The sequence below is a fragment of the Exiguobacterium sp. E4787 genome (assembly GCF_018618375.1).
GTDB classification, from domain to species: domain Bacteria; phylum Bacillota; class Bacilli; order Exiguobacteriales; family Exiguobacteriaceae; genus Exiguobacterium; species Exiguobacterium chiriqhucha.
Window position 1 is genome coordinate 95,773 of record NZ_JACSLY010000006.1, and the last position, 24,177, is coordinate 119,949.

The 24,177-nt window shown below is 52.7% G+C and carries 25 protein-coding genes; 8 read left to right on the forward strand and 17 right to left on the reverse strand.

Going from position 1 to position 24,177, the window contains the following annotated elements:
* Positions 1-56: 56 nt before the first annotated feature.
* The gene (locus KNP80_RS08620; protein WP_125318031.1) at positions 57-530 is read left to right on the forward strand and encodes a DUF6188 family protein; all 474 of its coding nucleotides are present in this window, start codon (positions 57-59) and stop codon (positions 528-530) included.
* A gap of 120 nt (positions 531-650) precedes the next feature.
* On the opposite strand, the gene KNP80_RS08625 is transcribed toward KNP80_RS08620, so the two are convergent.
* From KNP80_RS08625 to KNP80_RS08650, 6 genes are all read right to left on the reverse strand, one after another.
* Positions 651-2,102 (reverse strand): glycoside hydrolase family 1 protein, encoded by a 1,452-nt coding sequence (locus KNP80_RS08625; RefSeq protein WP_418508259.1) that lies wholly within the window; start codon positions 2,100-2,102, stop codon positions 651-653.
* 9 nt (positions 2,103-2,111) lie between these two features.
* Positions 2,112-3,965 (reverse strand): beta-glucoside-specific PTS transporter subunit IIABC, encoded by a 1,854-nt coding sequence (locus KNP80_RS08630; RefSeq protein WP_214834518.1) that lies wholly within the window; start codon positions 3,963-3,965, stop codon positions 2,112-2,114.
* A gap of 99 nt (positions 3,966-4,064) precedes the next feature.
* Positions 4,065-4,916, reverse strand: coding sequence for a BglG family transcription antiterminator LicT (gene licT, locus KNP80_RS08635; RefSeq protein ID WP_021067990.1), 852 nt, complete (start codon positions 4,914-4,916; stop codon positions 4,065-4,067).
* A 212-nt stretch (positions 4,917-5,128) separates the two neighbouring features.
* Positions 5,129-5,869, reverse strand: a complete 741-nt coding sequence (locus KNP80_RS08640; protein ID WP_214834580.1) for an AAA family ATPase — start codon at positions 5,867-5,869, stop codon at positions 5,129-5,131.
* Positions 5,860-7,131, reverse strand: a complete 1,272-nt coding sequence (locus KNP80_RS08645) for a HAMP domain-containing sensor histidine kinase (protein ID WP_214833001.1) — start codon at positions 7,129-7,131, stop codon at positions 5,860-5,862. Before KNP80_RS08645 ends, KNP80_RS08640 begins: the two co-directional genes overlap by 10 nt.
* Positions 7,131-7,778, reverse strand: coding sequence for a response regulator transcription factor (locus KNP80_RS08650; protein WP_214833003.1), 648 nt, complete (start codon positions 7,776-7,778; stop codon positions 7,131-7,133). The genes KNP80_RS08645 and KNP80_RS08650 overlap by 1 nt, the downstream gene beginning before the upstream one ends.
* 142 nt (positions 7,779-7,920) lie before the next feature.
* Between KNP80_RS08650 and KNP80_RS08655 the strand changes: the two genes are divergently transcribed.
* Complete coding sequence (locus KNP80_RS08655) at positions 7,921-8,496, forward strand: hypothetical protein (RefSeq protein WP_214833005.1); 576 nt, start codon at positions 7,921-7,923, stop codon at positions 8,494-8,496.
* A 28-nt stretch (positions 8,497-8,524) separates the two neighbouring features.
* Here the strand turns inward: KNP80_RS08655 and KNP80_RS08660 are convergent, their stop codons facing one another.
* Entirely contained in the window at positions 8,525-9,232 is a 708-nt protein-coding gene (locus KNP80_RS08660) for a hypothetical protein (RefSeq protein WP_214833007.1), read from the reverse strand.
* Between the two features lie 89 nt (positions 9,233-9,321).
* Entirely contained in the window at positions 9,322-11,232 is a 1,911-nt protein-coding gene (locus tag KNP80_RS08665) for an endonuclease MutS2 (protein WP_214833009.1), read from the reverse strand.
* A gap of 479 nt (positions 11,233-11,711) precedes the next feature.
* Between KNP80_RS08665 and KNP80_RS08670 the strand changes: the two genes are divergently transcribed.
* From KNP80_RS08670 to nagE, 3 genes are read left to right on the forward strand one after another with little or no spacing between them, the layout of a single operon-like run.
* The gene (locus tag KNP80_RS08670; RefSeq protein ID WP_251132362.1) at positions 11,712-12,182 is read left to right on the forward strand and encodes a PTS sugar transporter subunit IIA; all 471 of its coding nucleotides are present in this window, start codon (positions 11,712-11,714) and stop codon (positions 12,180-12,182) included.
* A 19-nt stretch (positions 12,183-12,201) separates the two neighbouring features.
* Positions 12,202-13,050 (forward strand): PRD domain-containing protein, encoded by an 849-nt coding sequence (locus KNP80_RS08675; protein ID WP_021067982.1) that lies wholly within the window; start codon positions 12,202-12,204, stop codon positions 13,048-13,050.
* A complete protein-coding gene (nagE, locus tag KNP80_RS08680) occupies positions 13,047-14,534 on the forward strand; it encodes an N-acetylglucosamine-specific PTS transporter subunit IIBC (RefSeq protein WP_214718632.1) in 1,488 nt (495 codons plus the stop codon). Before KNP80_RS08675 ends, nagE begins: the two co-directional genes overlap by 4 nt.
* 290 nt (positions 14,535-14,824) lie before the next feature.
* On the opposite strand, the gene htpX is transcribed toward nagE, so the two are convergent.
* Together htpX and KNP80_RS08690 are read right to left on the reverse strand one after the other, a co-directional pair.
* On the reverse strand, positions 14,825-15,706 hold the full coding sequence (gene htpX / locus KNP80_RS08685) for a zinc metalloprotease HtpX (protein WP_286038398.1): 882 nt from the start codon (positions 15,704-15,706) through the stop codon (positions 14,825-14,827).
* A 21-nt stretch (positions 15,707-15,727) separates the two neighbouring features.
* On the reverse strand, positions 15,728-16,276 hold the full coding sequence (locus KNP80_RS08690; RefSeq protein WP_021067978.1) for a LemA family protein: 549 nt from the start codon (positions 16,274-16,276) through the stop codon (positions 15,728-15,730).
* Between the two features lie 137 nt (positions 16,277-16,413).
* On the opposite strand from KNP80_RS08690, the gene KNP80_RS08695 reads away from it, so the two are divergent.
* Positions 16,414-16,842, forward strand: coding sequence for an NUDIX hydrolase (locus KNP80_RS08695; protein ID WP_214834521.1), 429 nt, complete (start codon positions 16,414-16,416; stop codon positions 16,840-16,842).
* Between the two features lie 14 nt (positions 16,843-16,856).
* Positions 16,857-18,041, forward strand: coding sequence for a M20 metallopeptidase family protein (locus KNP80_RS08700; protein WP_251130267.1), 1,185 nt, complete (start codon positions 16,857-16,859; stop codon positions 18,039-18,041).
* Between the two features lie 10 nt (positions 18,042-18,051).
* Here KNP80_RS08700 and KNP80_RS08705 read toward each other — a convergent pair whose 3' ends face one another.
* From KNP80_RS08705 to KNP80_RS08725, 5 genes are all read right to left on the reverse strand, one after another.
* Entirely contained in the window at positions 18,052-19,380 is a 1,329-nt protein-coding gene (locus KNP80_RS08705) for a hemolysin family protein (protein ID WP_214718636.1), read from the reverse strand.
* Between the two features lie 91 nt (positions 19,381-19,471).
* Positions 19,472-19,948 carry a DMT family transporter gene (locus KNP80_RS08710; RefSeq protein WP_214718638.1) on the reverse strand — a complete coding sequence of 159 codons (477 nt, stop codon included), beginning with the start codon at positions 19,946-19,948 and terminating at the stop codon, positions 19,472-19,474.
* An 11-nt stretch (positions 19,949-19,959) separates the two neighbouring features.
* Positions 19,960-20,631: a Crp/Fnr family transcriptional regulator gene (locus KNP80_RS08715; protein WP_214833013.1), complete on the reverse strand. Its 672-nt coding sequence runs from the start codon at positions 20,629-20,631 to the stop codon at positions 19,960-19,962.
* 11 nt (positions 20,632-20,642) lie between these two features.
* The gene (locus tag KNP80_RS08720; RefSeq protein ID WP_214718641.1) at positions 20,643-21,068 is read right to left on the reverse strand and encodes a DMT family transporter; all 426 of its coding nucleotides are present in this window, start codon (positions 21,066-21,068) and stop codon (positions 20,643-20,645) included.
* Positions 21,069-21,181: 113 nt separating this feature from the next.
* Positions 21,182-21,841: a type 1 glutamine amidotransferase domain-containing protein gene (locus tag KNP80_RS08725; RefSeq protein ID WP_021067971.1), complete on the reverse strand. Its 660-nt coding sequence runs from the start codon at positions 21,839-21,841 to the stop codon at positions 21,182-21,184.
* A gap of 371 nt (positions 21,842-22,212) precedes the next feature.
* On the opposite strand from KNP80_RS08725, the gene KNP80_RS08730 reads away from it, so the two are divergent.
* On the forward strand, positions 22,213-23,319 hold the full coding sequence (locus tag KNP80_RS08730) for a glycerol dehydrogenase (RefSeq protein WP_214718643.1): 1,107 nt from the start codon (positions 22,213-22,215) through the stop codon (positions 23,317-23,319).
* 19 nt (positions 23,320-23,338) lie between these two features.
* Here KNP80_RS08730 and KNP80_RS08735 read toward each other — a convergent pair whose 3' ends face one another.
* Together KNP80_RS08735 and KNP80_RS08740 are read right to left on the reverse strand one after the other, a co-directional pair.
* Complete coding sequence (locus KNP80_RS08735) at positions 23,339-23,809, reverse strand: hypothetical protein (RefSeq protein WP_214833015.1); 471 nt, start codon at positions 23,807-23,809, stop codon at positions 23,339-23,341.
* 61 nt (positions 23,810-23,870) lie between these two features.
* Complete coding sequence (locus KNP80_RS08740; RefSeq protein ID WP_021067968.1) at positions 23,871-24,089, reverse strand: hypothetical protein; 219 nt, start codon at positions 24,087-24,089, stop codon at positions 23,871-23,873.
* Positions 24,090-24,177 lie beyond the last annotated feature (88 nt).

Consider the following 24,177-nt stretch of genomic DNA (forward strand, 5'->3'; position numbering starts at 1 on the left):
CCTCTTATGAGTGATTTCACATAATCCTTTCGTTTACTTTAGTGGAGTAACGTGGAATGATGGAATTAACTAACCTATTTAAGCGAGGTGGAAGCGTGACCCGTACCGAACATCTAGAAGCTACACGGATTTTACAACATCTATTCAACGCGTCTTCCTTCGTCGGAATCGACTTCGGTTCCGGCCCAAACCATCACCTACTTTACTTTAAACGAGATGGCAACGAGTCTTGGCTCTCAATCGAAGGACCCTGGTACGTCCATTCATCGGGTCCGTCGTTCAATGAAGATGAACAACTCCATCACCTCGTCGGACTGCGACGTGAACGCGTCCGCTCCGTCCGTTTAACAGAAGACAACCCCAACCTTGAACTCACATTTGAATCCGGATCGGTCTTGTTCGTGAACGGTTATCATGAGCAGTATGAGAGTTGGCAGGCCGGAGACGCCCGCCCGCTCGGAGGCGAGCACTTTTTACTCGTCGCCATGCCTCAAGGAGACTTGGCCGTCTTCGCCGAAGATGACGTCTGATGGCAGCCTGGACAGAGATTCTCACATATATGTTGATTGCAGGCGGCGTCAGTCTCGCCATCATCGTTTTGCGAAAAATCACGAAAGCATAATAAAAGAGCGGCTGCGGCCGCTCTTTTATTATTTCACCGTCTCGTCCTCGAACAAGCTTGCCCCGTTCGTCTGGATGACGTTTTGATACCAGAAGAACGAGTCTTTCCGTGAACGTTCGAGCGTCCCTGACCCGTCGTCGTGCTTATCGACGTAGATGAAACCGTAACGTTTGCTGTACTCCCCGGTCGATGCGCTGACAAGGTCGATACAGCCCCAGCTCGTATAACCGATGACGTCGACACCGTCTTCAATCGCCTCCACCATCGCTTTCAAATGGTCACGCAAATACTCAATCCGATAATCGTCATGGACCGAACCGTCCGCTTCGACCTTATCATAAGCCCCGAGACCGTTCTCGACGATGAAGAGCGGCAATTCATAACGCTCATACAGTTTGTTCAAAATGACGCGAAGTCCCATCGGATCGATTTCCCAACCCCAGTCGCTTGCTTTCAAGTAAGGGTTTTTCACACCGCTCATAATGTTCCCTGCTGCTTCGTCTTCTGTCTTCTCCGCTTTCTCGGTACGCGACATATAGTAGCTGAGTGAGAAGAAGTCGACCGTGTGTGCTTTCAGCGTCTCGAGATCGCCGTCTTCCATCACGAGTTCAATCCCATTCTCACGGAAGAATCGTTTCGCGAACGACGGATATTCACCGCGAACGTGAACGTCGCCGCAGAAGAAGTTCATCATGCGCTCGGCGTCATGCGCGTACCAAATGTCTTCCGGGTTCGAGCTGTACGGATAGACCGGCGCCGCGATGAGCATGCAGCCGATTTGCATCGATGGGTCGATTTCGCGTGCCGCTTTTGTCGCGAGCGCACTTGCCACGAGTTGATGGTGCAACCCTTGATACGTCAATTGCAACTGGTCATCCCCTTCACGGATCGCCATCCCGAGACTGAGCATCGGCATGAATTGGGCCCCGTTGATTTCATTGAACGTGAGCCAATACTTGACCTTGCCTTGGTAACGTTCGAACAAGACACGGCTGTACCGCTCGAAAAATGTCACGAGGCGGCGGTCACGCCAACCACCGTATGCTGTCGCCAAGTGGAGCGGCAACTCATAGTGCGAGATTGTGACGAGCGGCTCAATCCCCTGCGCGACGAGCTCGTCGATGACGCGGTCATAGAATTGAAGACCTTCCTCGTTCGGCTCGAGTTCGTCACCGTTCGGGAAGATGCGCGACCAAGCGATTGACATGCGGAACGTCTTGAAGCCCATCTCTTTGAAGAGAGCGATGTCTTCCTTGTAGTGATGATAGAAGTCAATGCCTTCGTGGTTCGGGTACGTATACTCGTCATGTAGCTCGAAATCGAACGTCGGGTCATGGATGATTTTCATCCGGTCCTTGCCGCCCGGCATCACATCCGCGATCGACAGTCCTTTGCCGCCTTCTTGATATCCGCCTTCAAATTGGTTCGCCGCTGTGGCGCCACCCCATAAAAAGTTTTTCGCTACTTGTTTCATATCCATTTCCTCCTTTTAGGCTAAGACGCGCAAGACGCCGTGGTTTGGTTCGACGATGCCGCTATGTGTCGGCAAGACATCTAAGTAGTTCCCTGTATTGGTGACAATTACTGGAGTTATCGTGTCGTAACCGGCTTGAGCGATGGCTTCTAAATCAAATTTCACCAACACGTCGCCTTCGGTCACTTGTTGTCCGTCTGTGACGAACGATTCGAAATGTTGTCCCCCGAGCTGGACCGTGTCGAGCCCGACGTGAATCAATACCTCGACACCGCTATGCGACCGGAGTCCGATTGCGTGCTTCGATTGATAGACCGTGACGACTTCCCCGTCGAACGGCGCATAGACGACGCCTTCTGTCGGCATGATGGCAATTCCTTTCCCCATCGCGCCACTCGAGAACACTTCATCGCGAACGGTCTCAAGTGCGACGACTTCCCCTTTGACCGGTGAGGAGACCGGTGTACCGACGTGATCAGTCAAGACAGGTGCTGATTCGACACGCAGCGACGTTTCTTCCGATGCTACTTCTTTATGGAATGCGAACGTGAGTCCGAACGAGACGAGCGTCGCAACTGCCATCCCAATCAACGCACCATAGAATGTCATATCAAGGCCCGTTGCCGGAATCATGACCGGGATACTGAACACGCCGAGACCACCCATCGCATAAGCGGCCGTCCCGAGCATACCGCCGACGACACCGCCGGCCGCGCCGCCAACCATCCCAAAGACGAACGGTTTTTTACGCGGGAGCGTCAATCCGTAAATCGCCGGCTCGGTGATACCGAACACACCAGCGATCGTCGACGAGGTACCGAGTCCCTTCGTCTTCGGGTCACGCGCCTTCAATGTGATGGCGAGCGTTGCCCCGACTTGACCGAATGTGGCCATGAGGACCCCGACGACAATCGTGTCCATGCCGACGACTGCCAAGTTGTTGATGATAATCGGCACGAGCCCCCAATGGAGACCGAACATGACGAGCACTTGCCAAAATGCACCGATGAAAGCGATGGCGACGACTGGACTGAGTTCATATAAGAACGAGTAGCCGCCGGCGAGACCTTGACTCGCGTATGTCGCGACCGGACCGATGGCGAGGAACGTGAGCGGGACGACAATCAAGAGTGCCATCATCGGGGTCGTGAAGTTACGGACCGCCTCATGCGTGTGTTTGTTGAAGAACGTCTCTACTTTCGATGACACGTACGCCGCCAAGATAATCGGAATGACCGAGGACGCGTAGCTCATCAAGACGACTGGCACCGTGAGGAATGAGAGTGACTCGCCCGCACCTTGTATCGCGACGATGGCCGGATAGACGAGCGCACCCCCGATAATCATCCCAATATACGGATTGCCGCCAAACTTCTTCGCTGCCGAATGGCCGAGGATGACCGGTAAGAAGTAGAAGAGCGCGTCGGCCGCTGCGTTCAAGACGATGTATGTGCCCATGTCTTGTGTCAGTAAGCCAAGGGCGACGAGAATGGCGAGCAACCCTTTCAATAGACCACTACCGGCCATAGGTCCGAGGATCGGGGTGAAAATCCCCGCAATCACATCAATCAAACGGTTAAAGACGCCCGTTTTTTCCGTATCGTCATTTGATGACGTCTGGAATCCACCGGCCTCGACCACGTCCTTGTAGACGTATGGGACGTTGTTGCCGATGACGACTTGGAACTGGCCACCACTTTGGACGACCGTGATGACGCCGTCATGATTTTTTAACGCTTCGGGGTTAGCTTTCTGTTCATCTTTCAATTTAAAACGTAACCGTGTCGCACAATGGAACACGCTTTTGACGTTGTCTTTCCCGCCGACGTGACGAATGATGTCCGCGGCGAGCGTTTTTGTTTGGCTCATACTGTTCACTCCTTCAATTTGTATAAAAAGAAAAACCTAAATGAACGCACACGGGAGGTGTCGTCATTTAGGTTTGGCCTGCATCATCAGTAACCATCCTTAGGATCGTCGTTCTTTCATTAAGTTTTCGATATGAATCATCATATACAACCGCTCATCGGTCGAAACCTCGTAATTGTACTTCGTGGCGATTAGACCGGCGATTTTCTCGACACATTCGTAAGCGTCCGGATAGCGCAGCTTCACCATCTCGAACAGCGTCTCGTCGCCCCCCTGCTTAATCTTCTCACCTGAGGCAAGCCGTTGGACGAAATACTTCAAGTGGGTCAAGAATCGTGAATAGGCGTATGATTCTTCATCCAAATCAATTTGAAAGTGGTACGTGATGATGGTGAGGATTGCTTGTGTGGCGCGTGTCATCTCAGTGACGAGATGCAAATTCTCACCTTTGGCACCCGACATCGTTGCGTTGACGAGATGGAGCGCGATGGCGACCGCCTCGTCTTCGTCTAATTTGACGTCGTGCCGTTCATTGATGAGGGCGACCGCTTCTTTCCCGATGGTGAACTCGGGTCCGTAAAATCGTTTCACTTCCCAAACGAGCGGGTTCCGAATGATGATTCCATCCCGATACCGACTGAGGGCGAAATGGATGTGGTCGGCGAGGGTCACATATAGCGAATCATGGACCGACTTCTCAAGCCGCGTCTCCGCCAACTTGACGATCTCTTTGACCGTATCCATCTCCGCCGCTGGCATCTCATTCAAAAAATGAACGAACCGTTCGTGGCTCTCTTTACTCTCGAGCGTAAAGACTTTTTCAATCCGCGCTTGATCAATCGCATCACCCGGACGTTTTTGAAACGCAATCCCCCGTCCCATGACGACTTGTTCTTGACCGTTCGCTTGAATGGCCACGACGTTATTGTTGAACACTTTTGAAATCTGCATGGAATCAATTCACCTCCGCTCAAGTTCGAGTGAAAAGAAAAAAACCTAAATTCACACCGGTCCGCCCAAATTTGGATGATCGGCATCAATTTAGGTTTTGCCTGCTTGACCAGTAACAATCCCAAAATGGATTTTCTTCTTCTCGCTACTAGCATACTCCCTTGAAATCTTGACGTCAACATAAAAATAAAACGCTTACACCATGACCGTTTTCACTCGAACAGGATGCGTTGCATCCGTTCTGGTGCCGCTAGAAAGTCACGCATGACACGGACGTGCTCGAGTTCGTCGAATGTCGTCGGCCGGAGTCCCGTCTCGACTTGGAGTATGTCGGCGTCAGGATACGACATGAGGATTGGTGAATGGGTCGCGATGATGAATTGACTGCCCGATTGGACGAGTTCATGCATCCGCGCGAGCATCGTCAACTGCCGCATCGGGGACAAGGCGGCCTCAGGCTCGTCCAATATATAGAGCCCGCCATCCCAGAAACGATGGAGCATGAGCGACAAGAACGCCTCCCCGTGCGATTGCTCATGGAGCGATCGACCGCCGTAAGACGCATAGAACCGTTCCGGGTCGGGCGACGTTCGTGCAATCTCATCCACATAACTCGACAATTGATATGCCGTCTCGGCCCGGAGGAAAAATCCGTCCTTCGGTCGATAGGCACCCCGAATCGGACGGAGCGCCTCGAACAACGGGCTATGCGTTGCCTCGGTCTCAAAACGGAACGTCGTCGCCCCACCTTCCGGATTGAATCCGGCGGCGATGGCCATCCCTTCGACCAACGTCGATTTTCCACTCCCATTCTCGCCGACCAAGAACGTGACCGGCTTCGTCAGCGTCAGTTCATCAAACCCCTCAAAAATCGGTAGCGAGAACGGATAGCCCGGTGTCTCAATCCGGTCCCGTTCCAAGCGCACGCCCCGCAAAAATAAGTTTAATCCCATTCGATCCAAAATAGCGCCCCCTCTCTCGACTCAATCCCGTACGACAGCCCTTGTGCCTCGAGTAACAGCTTATTGATAGCCAGACCGAGCCCGTGCCCGTTCGAGCGGTCGCCTTTCACATACATGTCCCAGATGTTGACAAGCATCGATGCTGTGATGCCCGGACCCTGATCCTCGATTTCAAGCCGTCGCTCGGTGAGCCTGATTGTAATCATTCCGCCAATCGGACTCGCATGATACGCGTTCTGAAGAAAGTTTGACAAGATGCGCTCCATCGCCAACCGGTCCGCCTGAACGACCGCATCCTCGACGAGTTCAAGTGTGACCGTCACTTGCTTGTGACGGAACCATTCCTCCATCCGCGTGACCGTCGCTTCAATCAATTCATTCATGTGAACAGTCTCAATCGTGAGCGCCAGCTTGCCTGCCGATAGCTTCGAGTATTCGAGCATCTGGGTGACGAGCCGGTCGATGCGATCGACCTCTTCGGTCATGCTGCGTCCCGTCTCGGCCACGTCTTCTTGTTTAACGACACCGAGTTCAAGCATTTCTGCCTCGTTTCGGACGATGGCGAGCGGGGTGCGGACGTCGTGCGTGATTCCCGAGATGAACGTGTTTTGCAGTCGCTCTTTCTCTTCGAGCGACGTGTTCATTTGACGGACCGCTTCCGTCAAATCGCCGATTTCATCGTCAGTGACCGGTGGCAACGTGAGATCATGACGACCCGACATGATGGACGCGGTCGCTTGCTTCAGCTCGATGAGCGGGGACGTCAAACGCCGACCCATCCAATATGTGACACCGACGGCGACGAGGAGTGCGAGCAAAAAACCGCTGCCAAGAATGACATAAATTTGGCGAAACTGAGGGTTCGACAGCGGGACAGGTGCATACGTCACGATTTGAACATCTCCTTCTTCCCGAAGGAACGTCAATAGCCGCATCCCGTTCACGCTGACCTCGTCTCGTTCGGACAATCCGTCCGGGTCGAGCATCGGCGTCATCTGTCGACGCATCCTACCTCCCCGTTCAGGATTGACCGCCTCCCCGTCTTGAAACACGAGGACATCGAGCTGTCCGGGTATGCCGCGCCCATCCACGAGTGCCTCGTAGACGATATCCGCTTCACGCGCTAATTGGTCATAGCTCTCCGTCTCAGCGAAACGTCCAATCAATAGCGACGTCAGGCCGAACGTGAGCAACGCCATTACGACGAGCGGAAGGATTGCCGTCCATAGCAGTTTCTTCATCAAACGGCTCATCAGACTTCCTCCAATCGATAACCGACGCGGTGCACCGTCTTCAATTGCCGTTTCATCGTCGGTGATTTGTCGCGCAACTGCTTGACGTGCGTATCGACCGTCCGCGTATCCCCGGCGAACGTATAATCCCACACCTCGTCGAGTAGGCGGTTCCGATCGAGCGCTTCTCCGCTATGCTTCAAGAAGTAGAGTAACAACTCATATTCTTTATTGGTCATTCGAATCACTTGCCCGGCGTCAATCACTATGCGAGAACGTGCGTCCACCGTCATGTCGCCGAACGAAATCTCGTCCGTCTGTTTCACGAGACGCTTCAGACGAATTTCGAGTTCTTTTAACACAATCGGTTTGACCAAATAATCGTCGGCCCCGAGCTCGAGACCGAACACACGGTCATCTGCCTCTCCTCGTGCCGTCGCCAAGATGATGGCCGGCCGTGGCTTAAGTGCCTTCAGTTTTGGAATGAGCGTCCATCCTTCTCCGTCCGGCAAACGAACGTCGAGCAAGACTGCATCGAACGGTTGCTCAAGCTGTCGTTTCGCTTCGGCGAGCGTGCCGGCCACACTGACATAAAACCCCGCGTACGTTAAAAAGCGGGCGAGCCCGTCCGCTAATTTCGGTTCATCTTCGACTACGAGTACGTTCATCTTTATCGCCTCCACTCTCATTATATCGCATCGTGAAACGAACCCATCATTTCCCAAAGACAATTTGCAGAAACCTTGCAACTCCCTCACAACTTTTGAACGTCCCCGCCCTACACTTGAAGTAGTAAAGGAGGAGATTAATATGAAAACATCTAAATTAGCCATCGCCCTGGCCGGCCTACTTGCCGTCTCAGGAACCGGCGTCTATGCCGCCACGAACGATACGACAACGACCGACGGAACGGAAACGACGACACAATGCGAACGCGGAGAACGCGGCGAGCGGGGTATGTTCGGTGACCGGGCCGCCGAGCAGGCCGCTTTGCTCGAGGCGCTCGGTTTGACCGAAGACGAGGTGGACGCAGCGCGAGAAGAAGGACAATCGCTTCCTGAACTCGCGGAAGAAAAAGGGATCACCATCGAACAGTTCATCGAGGCGATCATCACCTCTCATGAAGCGAAACTTGAGGCAGCCATCGAATCCGGTGACTTGACGCAAGATGAGGCCGACACGATTCTTGCCGACCACGAAGAACGTTTTGCTGACGTCACGAGTTACGACGACTTAGGCGACATGCGTGGCTTTGGTGGTGGACGTCACGGGGGTGGGGGTGGGCATGGCCCACATCACGGTGGTCAATTCGGTGGACCTAACCAAGATGAGGACACACCTGCGTCCGATGATAACGTAGACAATCAGAGCACCAATTCACTGTAAGCAAAAAGGCAACCTCGCGGTTGCCTTTTCATATGGCCAATAACAGTAAAGCGTATCCGATGAGCCCGACAGCAAACGCACGAAAGCTGCTGTCTCGTTCTTCTGGCAGCTCTTCTTTCATGACGTTCAAAATAATCCCCCCGGCCAAGAACGCGACAATCATCGACAGCGTCACTTCATGGAGCGCTGAAAATGCGCCGACGCTCCACCCGGCAAGCACGGCCAACGACAACCACAATCGGCCTCGCCTGTCGTACGACTCCTGATGGTGATGCCTCAGACCCTGGTCGACTGTGATGAAATGAATCCCTAATGCGACAAAGTAGAGTGTCATTGCCCATGCCGTATCGAACTCGCTCTCCGCGAGCACATAGCCGATGCTGAAGTTGTAGACGATGAACAACGCCATGTGAATCCAAAAAACGCTGCCGTTGCCACGCCGTTTCATTTGCGTGGCCAACCGTTCCAAGCCATAAAACACTGCCAGACCGAGCATGCTGACGACGAGGATATGGTTTTCGATTGAGGCGAACAGTCCACTCTCGAGATGTCCTTCGAGTTCTTGTTGATATTCGTTCAGTTCAGGCAAGAGATGAAGAAACACATACGCGACAGCGACTCCGCCGGCGAGTGACAGAAACCGGCTCCGCGGCGTCTCGCGCACGTGAATCAACTGTCCTGAAAAGTAGTGGATCAAGACAAATCCGATGGCGAACAATAAACTTAACCAAAACATCCAGTCACCTCCGACACGTTACCCGTAAGCCGAACTGCTGTGATGACTCCCGGTCCTTGTTCCTTACCCGAGTGTCCTGCCGGATACACTCATTCGCCTCGTTCGGCACGTTGCCGCGCCCGAATCTCTTTCTCGACGCGACGGAGCGCTTTTTTCGAGCCACGGGCAAAGTCATGCGCTTCTTTCCGGTCCCGGTAATCGACGAATAACGTTTCGAGGTCATAGCCGGCTGGATACAAGTCGAGCGCTTTCGCCTCGCGTCGAACTCGACGGAGCGGGTGCTCACTGAAAACACCGTCGACATACACGGTGACTTGGCGCAACGATTCATCCATCGCATAGACAAGACCAACTTGATTCGTCTCAAGCAGGCGGACCCGGTCACCTTTCGCTAGCATTTGGTCAGGTTCGACGACAGGGCGGACGACTTCTTGTGTCAGGCGCGTCGCATCAAGGAGCGACTGGTCATACGTCTTGTCGTGCATATAGCGGGCCGCCTGCTTCAAAATCGATTCGGGCAATTTCATTTTCCGGGCAATGAACAAGGCGTTGCTGTCGCCGGACTGCCCAATCAACAGCCGATACTTCGGTTCGAGCGTGTCCGGGTCGAACTGCATGGCCGCGTTCATGAAGTCCGGATGCGTCTCTGAGTACGCTTTGATTTCGCCGTAATGGGTCGAGGCGACGACGAGACAGCCGCGCTTGTATGCCTCTTCTAAAATCGCGATGGCGAGTGCCGCACCCTCGTTCGGCTCGGTCCCGCTTCCGATCTCATCGAATAATAGTAATGATCGTTTCCCAGCCTCCTGCATGATGCTCGCCACGTTATGCATATGGGCCGAGAACGTGCTGAGCGCCGAACCCATGTCCTGGTTGTCCCCGATGTCGACGAATACGTCGTCAAACGTTGAGATGTCCGTGTCCGGATGGGCCGGGATATGAAGCCCGCTCATCGTCATCAAACTTAGCAGACCGATCGTCTTCAAGACGACCGTCTTCCCGCCGGCGTTCGGTCCGGTGATAATCAGACCGCGGTACGTGTCCCCGAGTGAGAAGTCGAGAGGGACCGCTCGTTCGAGAAGCGGATGGCGGACTTGTTTCAAACGGATGTTCCCGACACCGTTCACGCGCGGGGCGATGCCATCGATGGCTTGGCTATACTTCCCTTTCGCGAACACCATGTCGTATTGGGCGATGACGTCGAGCGTCGCCTCGATGGTCGGCAACGCCTCCGCCACTATGCCGGTAAGCGTGGCGAGCACTTGATAGATTTCGACTGCTTCCTCCGTCCGTTTGACGACGAGTTCTGCGTTCAGCTTCGCCACCGCTTCCGGTTCGATGAACACAGTCGTGCCGCGGCTCGACGTGTCGACGATTGTCCCGGCGATTTTATGTTTATACGACGCTTTGATCGGAATCGTGAATCGGTCTTGTTTCTTAGTCACAAAGCCGTCTTGAATCGCTTCCCGGTTCGCAGCGCTCTTCAAGAACTTGCTCAACCGCTCCTCGATCCGTCCTTCGAGAATGTCGATTTGTTTGCGGACCCGTTTCAATTCTTTGGACGCCTCGTCGACGACACGTCCCCCGCGAATCGACTGGATAATGTCTTCCTCGATACTGCGCCACTCGCTCATCTCTCCCGCGTAAAGGGACAAGAGCGGTGCAAAGAACGCCTGCTCGGCCATGAACCGCTTCAGTTTCCGGGCACCCCGGAAAAATTCGGCGACGGCTTCGAGTTCGCTTGCCTCGAGCTGGATACCCCGGCTGATTTTACCGATGAGTGGTTCCATATCGGATACCCCGATAAAGGGGACGTGTGACGTCGCGTCGAGAATCGCGCGTGCTTCCGATGTCTCTTGGAGCCGTTTTTTAACCGTTTGCAAATGGCTCGTCGGACGCTGGTTTCGTAACAAGTTGCGTCCGAATCCGCTGATGCAGTAGCGTTCGACGTGTTGAATCAAGTCGTTATATTGTAGTTTGTCTAAAGTTTGTTCATTCATGATGGAGTCTCCTTAAAAATGGGATGGAGATACCGCGCAAACAAAAAGCGTCGGCCGATGACGACCAACGCAAAAAGACAGACCGGTGTCTGGCAGTTTATGAAGGGCGGTATCTGTAACAGAACATGAAGGCATGACAAAAAGACGTGTCATCCAACATTTTTTCAGTTCGTTAGGCAGATACAACCTCACTCATTAACATGCAACACCTTTCTCATTCAGTTTCGCCCTAACTATACAACAGATTTTCGAAGAAGTAAAATTTCTAGAGAACGCTTTCAAATTAGGTCTTGATATCTATACATCGGCGTGCTATCTTGAGGGTGACGAAACGAATAATAATCACATGTGACTGATTCGATCAGGCATGGGGTAAGACGAAAGGCTCAGGCCACCCGTCTATACTCCATGCCTGTTTTGTTTTTTCACAATCATTTTTCAAGCGAAAGGATGATTCGAAGATGTTATTGAATAAGTGGATGAAGAGACATACACTGACACTTTATGCACCCATGGAAGGAGACATCATTCCACTTGAGGAAGTGACCGACCCTGTCTTCAGCGAGAAGATGATGGGCGACGGGATTGCCATCATGCCGACGAACGGAACCGTCGTCGCCCCGGCTGATGGGACCATCGTCCAAGTCGCACCGACGAAGCATGCCATCGGGCTCCGTTCGGGAGACGGAGCTGAAATTTTGATTCATGTCGGACTAGATACGGTCGAGCTTGCGGGAAGCCCGTTCGATGTCCACGTCAAAGTCGGTGACACGGTCACGACCGGACAGCCACTGTTGACGGCCGACTTGGAACAAATCCGACAAGCCGGAAAAGACACGGTCACCCCAATGGTCATCACGAACGGAGGCGCTTTGGAACAGCCCTACTCGTTCCATGCAGGCGGCCCATCGCTTCCTGGGAAGACCGTCGTCGCTCAAGCGGGACAATGACTCCTCGATAGGAGGACACATGTTAAAAATCAAAAAGATTCTAAACAACAACGCGGTCATCGTCTCAGATGAGGGTGAAGAGAAAATCGCCATCGGACCGGGCGTCGCATTCAAGAAGGCACGCAACGATATCGTCAATCCGCATAAAGTTGAAAAGCTGTTCGTCATGTCGGAGAACGATAAATTTCAACAACTGCTGACGCGGATTCCAATCGAGCACTTCACGATTTCAGAAGAAATCATTTCGCATGCGGAAAAACGGCTCGAGACGACGTTCAACGAACACATCCATATCGTCCTCACCGATCACATCTCATTCGCCATCGAGCGCGAGCAAGAAGGCATCTCGCTCCGAAATAAACTGTTGAACGAGATTAAGATTTTATATCGCAACGAGTACGAAATCGGACTATGGGCGCTTCACCTCATCGAGGACAAACTCGGCGTCAAGATGCCGAAAGATGAGGCGGCCTTCATCGCGCTGCACATCCATACACTAAAAGTGAAGGGAGGTGATTTACGCAAGACGGTCAAACAGACGACAATCGTACGTGACATGATTCAATCGATTTCGAGACGACTCGATCTATCTATAGAAGAAGATGACTTATCCTATCAACGCTTATTAACTCATTTACGATTCGTCATGGATCGGGTCAACCATTACGATCACCATACGATCGACGAAGATATGCTTCTCATGATTCAAACGAAGTTCTCGTCGGCCTATGCATGTGCGTCTGACGTCGCAAACGAAATGGAAGACTTATACGGCATCGTCTTGCCCGAATCAGAGCTTGGTTATATTACGCTCCACATTCAACGCCTGCAAGATCAACACCATCAAAAAGGAGGAAATTCACAATGATGAACTTTTTACAACGTCTCGGACGTTCCCTCATGTTGCCAGTTGCCGTACTTCCTGCAGCTGCCATTCTCATGGGGATTGGTTACTGGATTGATCCCGTCGGCTGGGGTTCTGAAAACATCGCCGCCGCATTCTTGATCAAAGCCGGTGCAGCCATTATCGATAACATTCCAATTCTCTTCGCAGTCGGGGTCGCCCTCGGAATGGCGAAAAACCGTGACGGCTCAGCCGCTCTAAGCGGACTTGTCGCCTTCCTCACGGTCACGACGCTCTTGTCTTCGGCTACTGTCGCCTTGTTCCAAGGTATCGACGTCGAAGCCGTCAACCCAGCATTCGGTAAAATTGCCAACGCGTTCGTCGGGATCTTGTCAGGTATCGTCGCCGCTCAAATGTACAACCGCTTTAGCCATGTGAAGCTTCCAGACGCGCTCGCTTTCTTCAGTGGTAAGCGTCTCGTGCCAATCATGACGGCATTCTCGATGATTCTCGTCTCGGTCGCCCTTTACTTCGTCTGGCCGGTCGTTTACACAGGACTCGTCGGATTTGGGGAAACGATCTCTAAAATGGGTGCAATCGGGGCAGGCCTTTACGGCTTCTTCAACCGTCTGTTAATCCCAACTGGTCTTCACCACGCCTTGAACTCGGTATTCTGGTTCGATGTGGCCGGTATCAACGACATCGGTAACTTCTGGTCAGGCGAAGGCGTGAAAGGAATCACTGGTCGATATCAAGCTGGATTCTTCCCAATCATGATGTTCGGTCTTCCGGCAGCAGCCCTCGCCATGTACCACACCGCGAAAACAAAACGTAAAAAACAAGCGGCCTCGCTCCTTCTCGCCGCAGCGTTCGCATCGTTCTTCACAGGTGTCACGGAACCGCTCGAATTCTCGTTCATGTTCCTCGCACCAGTTCTCTACCTCGTCCACGCGGTCTTGACAGGGGTTTCCCTCTTCATTGCGGCGACGTTCCAATGGACGGCCGGATTCGGCTTCAGCGCTGGTCTTGTCGACTTTGTCCTCAGCTCACGGTTACCGCTCGCGAACCAGCCGTACATGTTGCTCGTCCAAGGTCTCGTCTTCGGTGCCATCTACTACGTCATCTTCCGCTTCATGATCGTCAAGCTCAACTTGGCAACGCCAGGCCGTGAGTCAGACGAAGCGGTTGACGCGGTCGCAACGGAAACGACTCCTGAAGGCGAAACGAAGACGGCTCCAGTCGCTGTCGGCGGTCAATATTCAGCGATGGCAGCCACGATTTACGACGGTCTCGGCGGCGATCAAAACGTCACAGGCATCGAATCGTGCGTCACGCGCCTTCGTGTCGATGTGAAAGACATGGATACGGTCGACCAAGCCCAAATCAAGAAAGCAGGCATCCCTGGTATCAAGGTTGTCAGCCCGAACCACATTCAAGTCATCGTCGGAACGAACGTCCAATTCGTCCTCGAAGAGATTGAAAAACTCCGGAGCCATCGCGCCGGGTAACTGACGAAAGCCACCTCGCGCGCGAGGTGGCTTTTTACTGCCTTTGCTCATATGTTAGTTCAGCTCTTCTTTTTGACTGACATCAACATCAGCGAAACCGTGACTGAGTAAATCAATAAGAAGATGACAATGCCTAACTCAAGTGCCGACTCAAACATGAAGTCCCCTCCAATCCGTCCTCTTTTTACTATCATTCCCATTCACTATTCATACAAACTGGGTATGTGAAATGGGCTGATCCGATTCACGTACAAAGGCCCTCTTCCTAAAAAGAGGACCTTCGTTATGCACTACATACTTCGCAGTCTGGCAATCCGTTCATCCGGGTTCGGGTGCGTGGAGAACAGACCGCTCAGCTTTTTCTTGAGCGGGTCTGAAAAGTAGAGCGACGCCGAGGCACGTGAGGCTTCCTTCACCGGTGTCTGGATATTGGCGATTTTCTCGAGCGCCGATGCGAGGGCATCCGGATTACGCGTCAATTCGGCCCCGCTCGCGTCCGCCAAAAACTCACGATTCCGTGAGATGGCCAAGTTAACGAGCGTGGCAATGAGCGGTGCGAGAATCAACAACACGAGCCCGACAATCATAAAAATCGGGTTTTGGTTGTTGTCGCGACGGCCGCCGACGCTGCGGAAGAACAGCATCCGCGACCCGATATCGCTCATGATGGCGATGACCGAGACGAGGGCGAGCGTCACTGTCGCCAGTCGTACATCGTAATTTTTGATATGGGCGACTTCATGGGCGATGACGCCCTCGACTTCTTCTCGCGTCAACTGGTCGAGCAGTCCGGTCGTCACGGCGACAGCTGCCTTTTCTGGTTTCAGGCCGGTCGCGAACGCGTTCGGTGACGCATCGTTGATGATGAAGATGCGCGGCATCGGGACGCGCGCGACCATCGCCATATTCTCGACGGTGTGCCAGAGAAACCGGTGCTGGTCGACCGAAGTGATCTCTTGGGCGTGGTTCATTTTCATGACGATGTTCGTGCTCGACATGATGACGATCCCGATATAAAACAGCGAGAACACCGGCGTGAAGATGAGGCCTGGGAGCGGGTCACCATAATTCAAATACGAGATGACCACCCCGACGCCTAAGACGAGAAGGACGAATCCGGCCACGATGAACACGGTCTTGATTTTATTTTTGCGAATCTGTTCATATAAAATCATCGTCGCCACTCCAATCCATTAGAATGAAACACGCACGTTTTCGCGTTCTTCTTCACGAGCTTCGAGCATGTCGCGTTTTTCGAAGTTGTGAACGGAGGCGATGATGTTTGTCGGGACCGATTCGACTTTCGTGTTATATTTCATGACCGTATTGTTATACAACTGTCGTGAGTAGGCGACTTTATTTTCAGTCTGCGTCAGTTCTTCTTGAAGCATCTTAAAATTCTCGTTCGCTTTCAAATCTGGATATGCCTCACGGAGAGCGAACAAGTTTTTCAGCGCGCCGCTCAATTGATCGTTCACTTCCATCTGTTCTTGACGGCTCGTCTTCGACCCGAGCTGATTCCGGAGCTCAACGACTTTCGCAAGCGTCTCTTGCTCGTGTTTGGCATAGCCCTTCACCGTTTCGACCAAGTTTGGAATCAAATCGTAACGCCGTTTCAACTGTACATCAATCTGTGCCCACGCCTCGTCGACCCAGTTTCGATATTTGACAAGTCCGTTGTACATCGAAAAATAGACGAACGCCAAGACAACGATAATCCCAATTGCGATAATCCAACCCATTTCGACACCTCATTTCATGATTTTCTCCTGTATTAATTCCCTCTCGTCGTATACCATAAGCATAACTTCGGAAAATATAGTAAATGATTCATATCTACAGTGAGCTTCCTCATGATTTCATACAAAGGAGTGTCACGATGTCTATTCCATCTATCGTCGTCGCTGTGAAGGCAGTGATTGTGCAAGACGACCGGCTCCTCATCATTAAACGGGCAACCGATGATGAAATCCATCCTGGCACGTGGGAGCTTGTCGGCGGCAAGCTCGATTTTGGTGAGACGCTCGAACAGTCCCTGGAACGGGAAGTATTCGAAGAAACTGGGCTACGCGTAACGATTCAACACTTACTGTACGCCACGACATTTTTGACCGACTCGAATCGTCAAGTCGTTCTGATGACGTACTGGGCTCATCCCGTCGCAACAACCATCACTCTCTCTGAAGAGCATAGCAATGCCAGATGGGTGACGGCTGATGAAGCACGACAGATGTTACTTCAACCGATTCTCGATGATTTGGATTCGCATGACGTATGGACCTTGATTCAAACAAAAACAATCAACTGACAGGAGTGCTTGCTATGCTTGTGACTGACCTCGATTCCCGATTGACTGAGTTATACGAAGAGATGGTGTCGCTTCGACGCCACTTCCACCAACATCCCGAACTCTCGTTTGAAGAACGGGAGACACCGCGGACGATTGCGGCCTATTTACGTGAGCTCGGGCTCGATGTGCGCGAACACGTCGGCGGCAACGGTGTCGTCGGACGGATTCATGGCGGTGACGGTCCAACCATCGCGTTTCGTGCCGACTTCGATGCGTTACCGATTCAAGATTTAAAAGATGTTCCGTATCGTTCAAAAGTAAACGGCTCGATGCACGCTTGCGGTCATGATGCCCATACGGCGACGCTGCTCGTCTTGGCGAAAGCCCTTACGGAAATCGATCTTCCCGGCGATGTCGTCCTCATCCATCAGTTCGCGGAAGAGCTCGCACCAGGCGGGGCCAAACCGATGATCGAAGATGGCTGCCTCGATGGGGTCGACTACATTTATGGTTCTCATATTTGGACGCCGCTTCCATTCGGCACGGTTGGTGTGAAGACCGGACCGATCATGGCGGCGGCCGACCGGTTCGAACTGACCGTCAAAGGCAAGGGAGGTCACGGGGCCATCCCGCAACACACGGTCGATGCCGTCATGGTCGGAACCAATATCGTCAGCCAGTTGCAACAAATCATCAGCCGCCGCATCGACCCGCTCGAACCGGCCGTCTTGACCGTCGGCACGTTCGTCGCCGGTCAAGCGTTCAACGTCATCGCCGATGAAGCAAAGCTGTCTGGCACGGTGCGAACGTTCACACCGGAGACGCAAACACGCATCATCGCCGAGATGGAGCGCACCATCGCCCACATCTGCTCGGCCAGTGAGGCACATTATGAGCTCGAGTACATTCGTGGCTATCCCGCCGTCATCAACCATGCGACCGAGACCGACCATGTGCGGCGCAGTGCCGCACGTGTCGTCGGAACGGATGGCGTCATCGAGATGGCACCGCTCATGGTCGGTGAAGACTTCGCCTACTATATGCAACACGTTCCTGGTAGCTTCTTTTTCACAGGGGCTGGCAACCCGGAAGTCGGTGCCGTATTCCCGCACCATCACCCTCGGTTCGATGTCGATGAACGGGCGATGCTGCATACTGCCCGCATCCTCATGCAGGCGGCGTTCGAGACGTGGAACACGCACAAAAAAGAAGACTGACGCCGCGGCGTCAGTCTTCTTCTATTTCGGTTGCTGGCAATTCAGATACGAGTACTTGGTCGACACGTTTTCCGTCCATATCGACGACTTCGAACCGGAGTCCGTACGCCTCGACGACATCACCTCGCTTCGGGAAGTCCCCGAGCGCGTAAATGACGAGACCGGCAAGCGTATGATACGAGCTTCGTCCTTCATCGAAACGATTATCTCGAATCCCGAACGTCCGTTTTAAATCTTCAATTCCGAGGAGGCCGTCTGCCAAGTACGATCCGTCTTCACGGCGCACGACTTCCGGCGTCTCTTCTTCGATCATCACTTCGCCGACGATTTCTTCAAGGATATCGAACAACGTGACCATTCCGAGGAATCCACCATACTCATCGAGCACGAAGGCGATCTCGACGCCGTTCTTTTGCATCATCTGCAAGACTTGGCTCGCTTCTCGCTGTTTTGGCACGACGAGCGGTTGTTTGATTCGTTTCAAGATTTGCGATGGCTCCCGAAGCGTCGGCAAGGTCAAAATATCGCGGACATCGATATAGCCCACGAATTCATCGAGCGTATCGCGACCGACCGGGAGTTTATTGTGTTTACTCTCATAAATCGATTTCTTGATATCGTCCATATCATCTTCGAGGTCGACCCATTCGAGCGTCGTCCGCGGCTGCATCAACTCATAAATCAACTGGTCATGGAACGCAAACACGCGCTCGACCTGTTGTACTTCTTCGTGAGCGAACGCCCCTTGTTGGGCCCCTTCGAATAAGAGCTGTTTAATCTCGAGCTCCGTCTCGCCACTCGATTGTTCTGCTTTCAAGCCGAGCAGTTTAAAGAGGAACAACGTCGATTTCGATAAAATCCAAATGAACGGTCGCATCACTTTGCTGAACACGTCCAGCGCTGGAATGATGGCCATCGTCACTTTTTCCGGTGCAACGAGGGCAATTCGTTTCGGCACGAGCTCACCAATGATGAGCGACAAGTATGTGATGAGCGTGACCACGACGACGTAACCGACGGTCGGTGCGTATTGGGCACTCATTCCGAGCTCCGCGAACAATTCGCCGAGCGGTGCCGAGAAACGCGCACCCCCATAGGCACCGTTAATGATCCCGATTAACGTGATTCCGACTTGGACCGTCGATAACAGGTCGGTCGGATCTTTTGAATACTTGAGTGCGATTTCGGCACTGCGCTTACCGCGGTTCGCCTCGACTTCAAGTTTGGCCGGTTTAGACGAGATGAGCGCGATCTCCGTCATCGCGAAAATCCCGTTCAACACAATCAAGAATAAAACAATCAGTAAATCGATTACTATGGAAGAATCCACCGTTTTCATCACCTCTACGTATATTTCGTACTGCTTCCCTCTCTATCCTATCAGAGATTCGTTATCCACCTGTACCCGTTTTGCTCAAAAAGAAGCCACTTCAACGTGAAGTCGCTTCGTTTGAACTTTCTTGCTGAAGAGCCGTTGCTTGTGACTGCTTGAAGACGATGACACCGAGAAGTAGCACCATCAGTCCGATGACCTGACCTGGGGACAATGACAACTGTGGCATTCCGAACGCTCCGGACAAGTCGACACCAAGTGCCCAAATCAATTGAGAGACGAGAATAATCGACACTGATAAGGTCGGTCCGAGCAATTGAATGCTTCGCATGACACAGAAGACGACACCGACACCGAGCAGACCGCCGAGCGCGTAAATCGGAGAGATATCAAACAGTCCCTGCAGATTGCCGCCAAATAAAATGAGTGGGATCAGCGAACCGATTAGCCCGACAATAAAGACGAGCACCGTCGTCGCCCAGGCGCCTAAATAGATGTTCATTTTTGCATTAACCGCCGCTTGGACACTAATGAACGCACCGGCCACTGCCGAACAAATAATTCCTACTATCATGAATTGCCTCCTTATTCGTACAACATGCCATTGGCACGTTCTTTTAATCGAGTCGCATCTAAAATCGTCACTTGCGTCCGTGTTTTCTCGACGAGTCCCTCATCCGCGAATGCCTGTAACGTCCGGTTCAAATGGCGATAGCTCGTCCCGAGCCATTCCGCGACTTCTTTTCGCTTCAACTGACTCATCTCATCTTGGAACAACTCATTCCCTGACTCGCTGAGCGAGACGAGATAACCCGCCAACCGTTCTTCGAGCGTCGACATGAGATGGTTCGATGAGGCGTTCGCCTCGATGAACAACTTATCAGACACGCCGCGGAGAAGGTGCTCCGTAAATTCAATCGTCCTGTTATGTGTGCGCAACACATCGAATGGGATGCGCAGACACGTCACCGGGCCGACCGTCTCGACCGTGTGGAGCACGTTGCGTCCACTCGCATATTCGATATCTCCAATCAACGTCGGAGCCATCTTTAAACGCAGTAAGCGCAACTTGCCTTCCTCGCTTAACGTATAGATTTTGACACGTCCCGACAACACGACGAAGAGTGACTCAATCGGGTTACCATTCGTGCAGAGCATCGCCCCGGACGGATAGGTCATGATTGTCGACGCCTCTAACGTTTGTCCTGAAAACAGATGGGCCCACCCGAGCCGTGCTAACGCTGTTTCTACTCTCATCTGGCTCCTCCTTACGTGAACGTGTAAATCCCAATCCCGATGATCATTAAAGCGAGCCCCATAAGCTGACCTTGATTGACAGGTTTCTGCTTCACACCGAACCACCCGTTCACATCAATCAAGAATGCGCCAATCAATTGGGCGACGAGCAAGACGCAAATGGCCCACGTGACACCGAGCTGTTGAATGGCTGTCAATTCCCCGAAGACGACGAAGACTCCGAACAACCCGCCGAGGCTGTAATACCAAGGCACGCGCCGAAACGCTGTCAAATCTGCATCCCGTTTGAACGCATAAATGAGGAGTGCGAGCACGAGACCGACGAGATGGACGACTGTGACCGACAACCAGGCGCCGACCGCGTAACCGAGCTTAGCGTTAAAAATACCTTGCAGCGCGATGAACGTGCCCGAGAGCACGGCAAATAAAATTCCCAAACAAGTTCCCCTCCTATCTCCTCGTCTGACTGTACGTGAGATGGAGCGCTTTGAAAAGGACATATGTCCGAAAAAAAGACAGCTTAGAAATGATTCCTAAGCTGTCGTTACGATTATCCAAGCAATTTGACGATTTCCGCGCCGACTTGTTCTGACGACTGCGGGTTCTGACCCGTGACAAGGCGCTCGTCCACGGCTACATTGACGGCCCAGTTGTCGGCGTTATCGAATTTCCCGCCGCGCTCACGCATTGCTGATTCAAGTAGGAACGGCACCGCTGAGTCGAGCTGCATCTCGCGCTCTTCTGCGTCCGTGAACCCTGTCACGCGCTTGTCTTTGACGAGCGGTTCTCCGTTGCTTAACTTGACGTTGACGAGACCGATCGGGCCATGACAGACGGCTGCGACGACGTTTCCACCTTCATACGTGTCACGGATGACACGCTGTAGCGTCTCACTGTTCGGGAAGTCAACGACCGTCCCATGTCCACCCGGAAGGAAAACAGCGTCATACGTGTCATCCGCCACTTGATCAAGTCGGGCTGTATCTTTCAATAGATGCTGCGTATCCAACACCTCTTGCGGCAATTCGCCCTCTAAGCTGTTCGCATCGATTGGCACGTCTCCGCCTTCGATGCTCGCTACTGTGACTTTATAGCCTTGCTTCTCAAATTGAAGGTACGGTGCAGCAAATTCCTCGAGCCAAAGCCCTGTCGCGTGACCGTTTTCTAATTGATCGGCAGACGTCGTGACAATCAGTACATGTTTAGACATTGAAAATTCCTCCTTCTAAATTAAGCATACGAAAGAGTTGTTCCCGCTCTGGCTCCATTCAAACCTCTGGACCTGCGACGTCGGTCTTTTTTTGACCTGGTCCGATTTTGGAAATGGCGTCCGCCTGCCAATCATCTATACTCATCACATAATAGTAGAAGGGAACGATTGTGATGAAATACGTACTCGATTGGGGATTTCTTGCCGTCGCCGTTTTAATTGTGTTACTCGTGATGATGAGTGGGCTGTGAACGATGTTCAGGTTGGATTCACGGAGCTGTCACAAGGATGACTGTTTGAAGCTAGGGTTGAATCGGGAACAAATCTACTGTTGCCCTATCGCTACCGTTACTTCAGAAAGGATGTTGAATATGTCAGAACGTGTATTTATCAGTCCAGCCAAGTACGTGCAAGGCAAGAATACAATCGATCGGATTGGGGACCATGTCGGTCACTTCGGGTCACAGGCGCTGCTCATCGCCGATGACATCGTCTGGCGCTTGATTGGGGAGCGGGTGACCGATTCACTTAAAGCGAGCGGCGTCAACGCTGAGAAGGCTGATTTCGTCGGGGAGGCTTCGCGTCACGAGATTGAACGGATTGCCAAAGCGGCCGCAGAGAGCCATACCGCAGTCGTCATCGGGATGGGCGGCGGAAAAACGCTCGATACGGCCAAAGCCGTCGCTGACGAACTGGATGCCCGCATCGTGATCGTACCGACCATCGCTTCGACGGATGCGCCGACGAGTGCCCTCTCTGTCATCTATACGGATGAAGGAAACTTTGAGACATATCGGTTCTATAAAAAGAATCCGGATTTGGTTCTCGTCGACACGAAACTGATTGCTGAGGCCCCGGCTCGTTTCCTCGCCTCAGGAATTGCCGACGCGCTCGCGACATGGGTCGAGGTTCGAAGCGTCCTCGCCTTTGGGGGAAAAACGATGGCGGGCGGTGTCCCGACCATTGCCGCGGAGGCAATTGCCAAACGCTGTGAAGAAGTGCTGTTCGATTACGGGATTTTAGCTTACGAATCCGTAAAAGCCAAAGTTGTCACGCCGGCACTCGAGTCCGTCGTCGAAGCGAACACGCTCTTGAGCGGTCTCGGGTTCGAGAGTGGTGGATTAGCCGCTGCGCATGCCATCCATAACGGATTCACGGCCCTGCATGGCGACATTCACCATTTGACGCACGGCGAAAAAGTCGCCTTCGGTACACTCGTCCAACTCGCACTCGAAGGCCGGACGCAGGCAGAGTTTGACCGCTACGTCGCCTTGTATATGGCGCTCGATTTGCCGGTCACGCTTGAAGACGTGAAATTGAAAGATGCTTCCCGCGAGGACATCCTAAAAGTCGGCCAAGCCGCGACCGCAGAAGGCGAGACGATTCATAGCGGATTCGATGTGACCCCAGAACAAGTCGCCGATGCCATCATCGCGGCCGACCGCTACGCCCTCCTGTATCAAAGTAAACTAAGCTAAACAAACGAACGAGGAACGGCTAGTTGAGCCGTTCCTCGTTCGTTCGTTTGCGGGTGACGAAGGAAAACGCCACTCCAAGTGCCATACAACTGACCGTCAAAACGAAAAACGTCAATTGGTTCGCATAAATGATGTTCGTGAACTGATTCCACCCTGACGCATAGGCCGCGTTCTCAGAAGCACGGATGCCTGCGCGGAGCGAAGCGGCCTGCTCGGCGTTAATATAGAAACTGACTCCCGCCATGACGAGACTCCCCACCAAGAGACCGATTCGCGCCAAACGGTTTACCGACGCGACGGTGCGCTGCGCGAGCCGAATCGTAATCCAAATGAACAACAGGACGAACGGCCAACCGACCAGCAAAACGAGTACGTACGGATTCCCCTCGCCCGCCGGTTCCGTATAAGCGGCGGTCATCGTCTCACCTAGCTTAAAAAGCACAAACGTAATGAGCGTGATGATGAACCACGCCTTAATCAATTTATCCATGACAACACCTCGTCCTCAGTATAGCAAAAAAACACCATGCACTTTCGCACATGGTGTCCGGTCAAGCTTTTGGACGGACGGCATAGTAAATCAAGATGACGAGCCACGTCCAGACGCCGGTGAAAATCCCGATAATCCCGATGATGAAGAATCCGAGAGGAATCATCGATTTCGTCCGATTGTAATCTTTCCACATACTCGATAGCCCTTTGATGTTGAAATACAAAAAGGCAAAGAATAGGACAAGCAATAACAATGGTAAACCAAAAATGAGTTCCATATGCACTCACTCCTTTCGATACTTCGATCCATCTCTTCCCTACACGATAAGTGTATCTTTTTTGGGCTGCCGGCACATCGGGCTCAGG

What these genes read in the sequence shown, in the direction of transcription:
- KNP80_RS08620 (WP_125318031.1), top strand. Translation starts at nt 57, where the DNA reads ATGATGGAATTAACTAACCTATTTAAGCGAGGTGGAAGCGTGACCCGT.
- KNP80_RS08625 (WP_418508259.1), bottom strand. Translation starts at nt 2,102, where the DNA reads ATGGATATGAAACAAGTAGCGAAAAACTTTTTATGGGGTGGCGCCACA.
- KNP80_RS08630 (WP_214834518.1), bottom strand. Translation starts at nt 3,965, where the DNA reads ATGAGCCAAACAAAAACGCTCGCCGCGGACATCATTCGTCACGTCGGC.
- licT (WP_021067990.1), bottom strand. Translation starts at nt 4,916, where the DNA reads ATGCAGATTTCAAAAGTGTTCAACAATAACGTCGTGGCCATTCAAGCG.
- KNP80_RS08640 (WP_214834580.1), bottom strand. Translation starts at nt 5,869, where the DNA reads ATGGGATTAAACTTATTTTTGCGGGGCGTGCGCTTGGAACGGGACCGG.
- KNP80_RS08645 (WP_214833001.1), bottom strand. Translation starts at nt 7,131, where the DNA reads ATGAGCCGTTTGATGAAGAAACTGCTATGGACGGCAATCCTTCCGCTC.
- KNP80_RS08650 (WP_214833003.1), bottom strand. Translation starts at nt 7,778, where the DNA reads ATGAACGTACTCGTAGTCGAAGATGAACCGAAATTAGCGGACGGGCTC.
- KNP80_RS08655 (WP_214833005.1), top strand. Translation starts at nt 7,921, where the DNA reads ATGAAAACATCTAAATTAGCCATCGCCCTGGCCGGCCTACTTGCCGTC.
- KNP80_RS08660 (WP_214833007.1), bottom strand. Translation starts at nt 9,232, where the DNA reads ATGTTTTGGTTAAGTTTATTGTTCGCCATCGGATTTGTCTTGATCCAC.
- KNP80_RS08665 (WP_214833009.1), bottom strand. Translation starts at nt 11,232, where the DNA reads ATGAATGAACAAACTTTAGACAAACTACAATATAACGACTTGATTCAA.
- KNP80_RS08670 (WP_251132362.1), top strand. Translation starts at nt 11,712, where the DNA reads ATGAAGAGACATACACTGACACTTTATGCACCCATGGAAGGAGACATC.
- KNP80_RS08675 (WP_021067982.1), top strand. Translation starts at nt 12,202, where the DNA reads ATGTTAAAAATCAAAAAGATTCTAAACAACAACGCGGTCATCGTCTCA.
- nagE (WP_214718632.1), top strand. Translation starts at nt 13,047, where the DNA reads ATGATGAACTTTTTACAACGTCTCGGACGTTCCCTCATGTTGCCAGTT.
- KNP80_RS08690 (WP_021067978.1), bottom strand. Translation starts at nt 16,276, where the DNA reads ATGGGTTGGATTATCGCAATTGGGATTATCGTTGTCTTGGCGTTCGTC.
- KNP80_RS08695 (WP_214834521.1), top strand. Translation starts at nt 16,414, where the DNA reads ATGTCTATTCCATCTATCGTCGTCGCTGTGAAGGCAGTGATTGTGCAA.
- KNP80_RS08700 (WP_251130267.1), top strand. Translation starts at nt 16,857, where the DNA reads ATGCTTGTGACTGACCTCGATTCCCGATTGACTGAGTTATACGAAGAG.
- KNP80_RS08705 (WP_214718636.1), bottom strand. Translation starts at nt 19,380, where the DNA reads ATGAAAACGGTGGATTCTTCCATAGTAATCGATTTACTGATTGTTTTA.
- KNP80_RS08710 (WP_214718638.1), bottom strand. Translation starts at nt 19,948, where the DNA reads ATGATAGTAGGAATTATTTGTTCGGCAGTGGCCGGTGCGTTCATTAGT.
- KNP80_RS08715 (WP_214833013.1), bottom strand. Translation starts at nt 20,631, where the DNA reads ATGAGAGTAGAAACAGCGTTAGCACGGCTCGGGTGGGCCCATCTGTTT.
- KNP80_RS08725 (WP_021067971.1), bottom strand. Translation starts at nt 21,841, where the DNA reads ATGTCTAAACATGTACTGATTGTCACGACGTCTGCCGATCAATTAGAA.
- KNP80_RS08730 (WP_214718643.1), top strand. Translation starts at nt 22,213, where the DNA reads ATGTCAGAACGTGTATTTATCAGTCCAGCCAAGTACGTGCAAGGCAAG.
- KNP80_RS08735 (WP_214833015.1), bottom strand. Translation starts at nt 23,809, where the DNA reads ATGGATAAATTGATTAAGGCGTGGTTCATCATCACGCTCATTACGTTT.
- KNP80_RS08740 (WP_021067968.1), bottom strand. Translation starts at nt 24,089, where the DNA reads ATGGAACTCATTTTTGGTTTACCATTGTTATTGCTTGTCCTATTCTTT.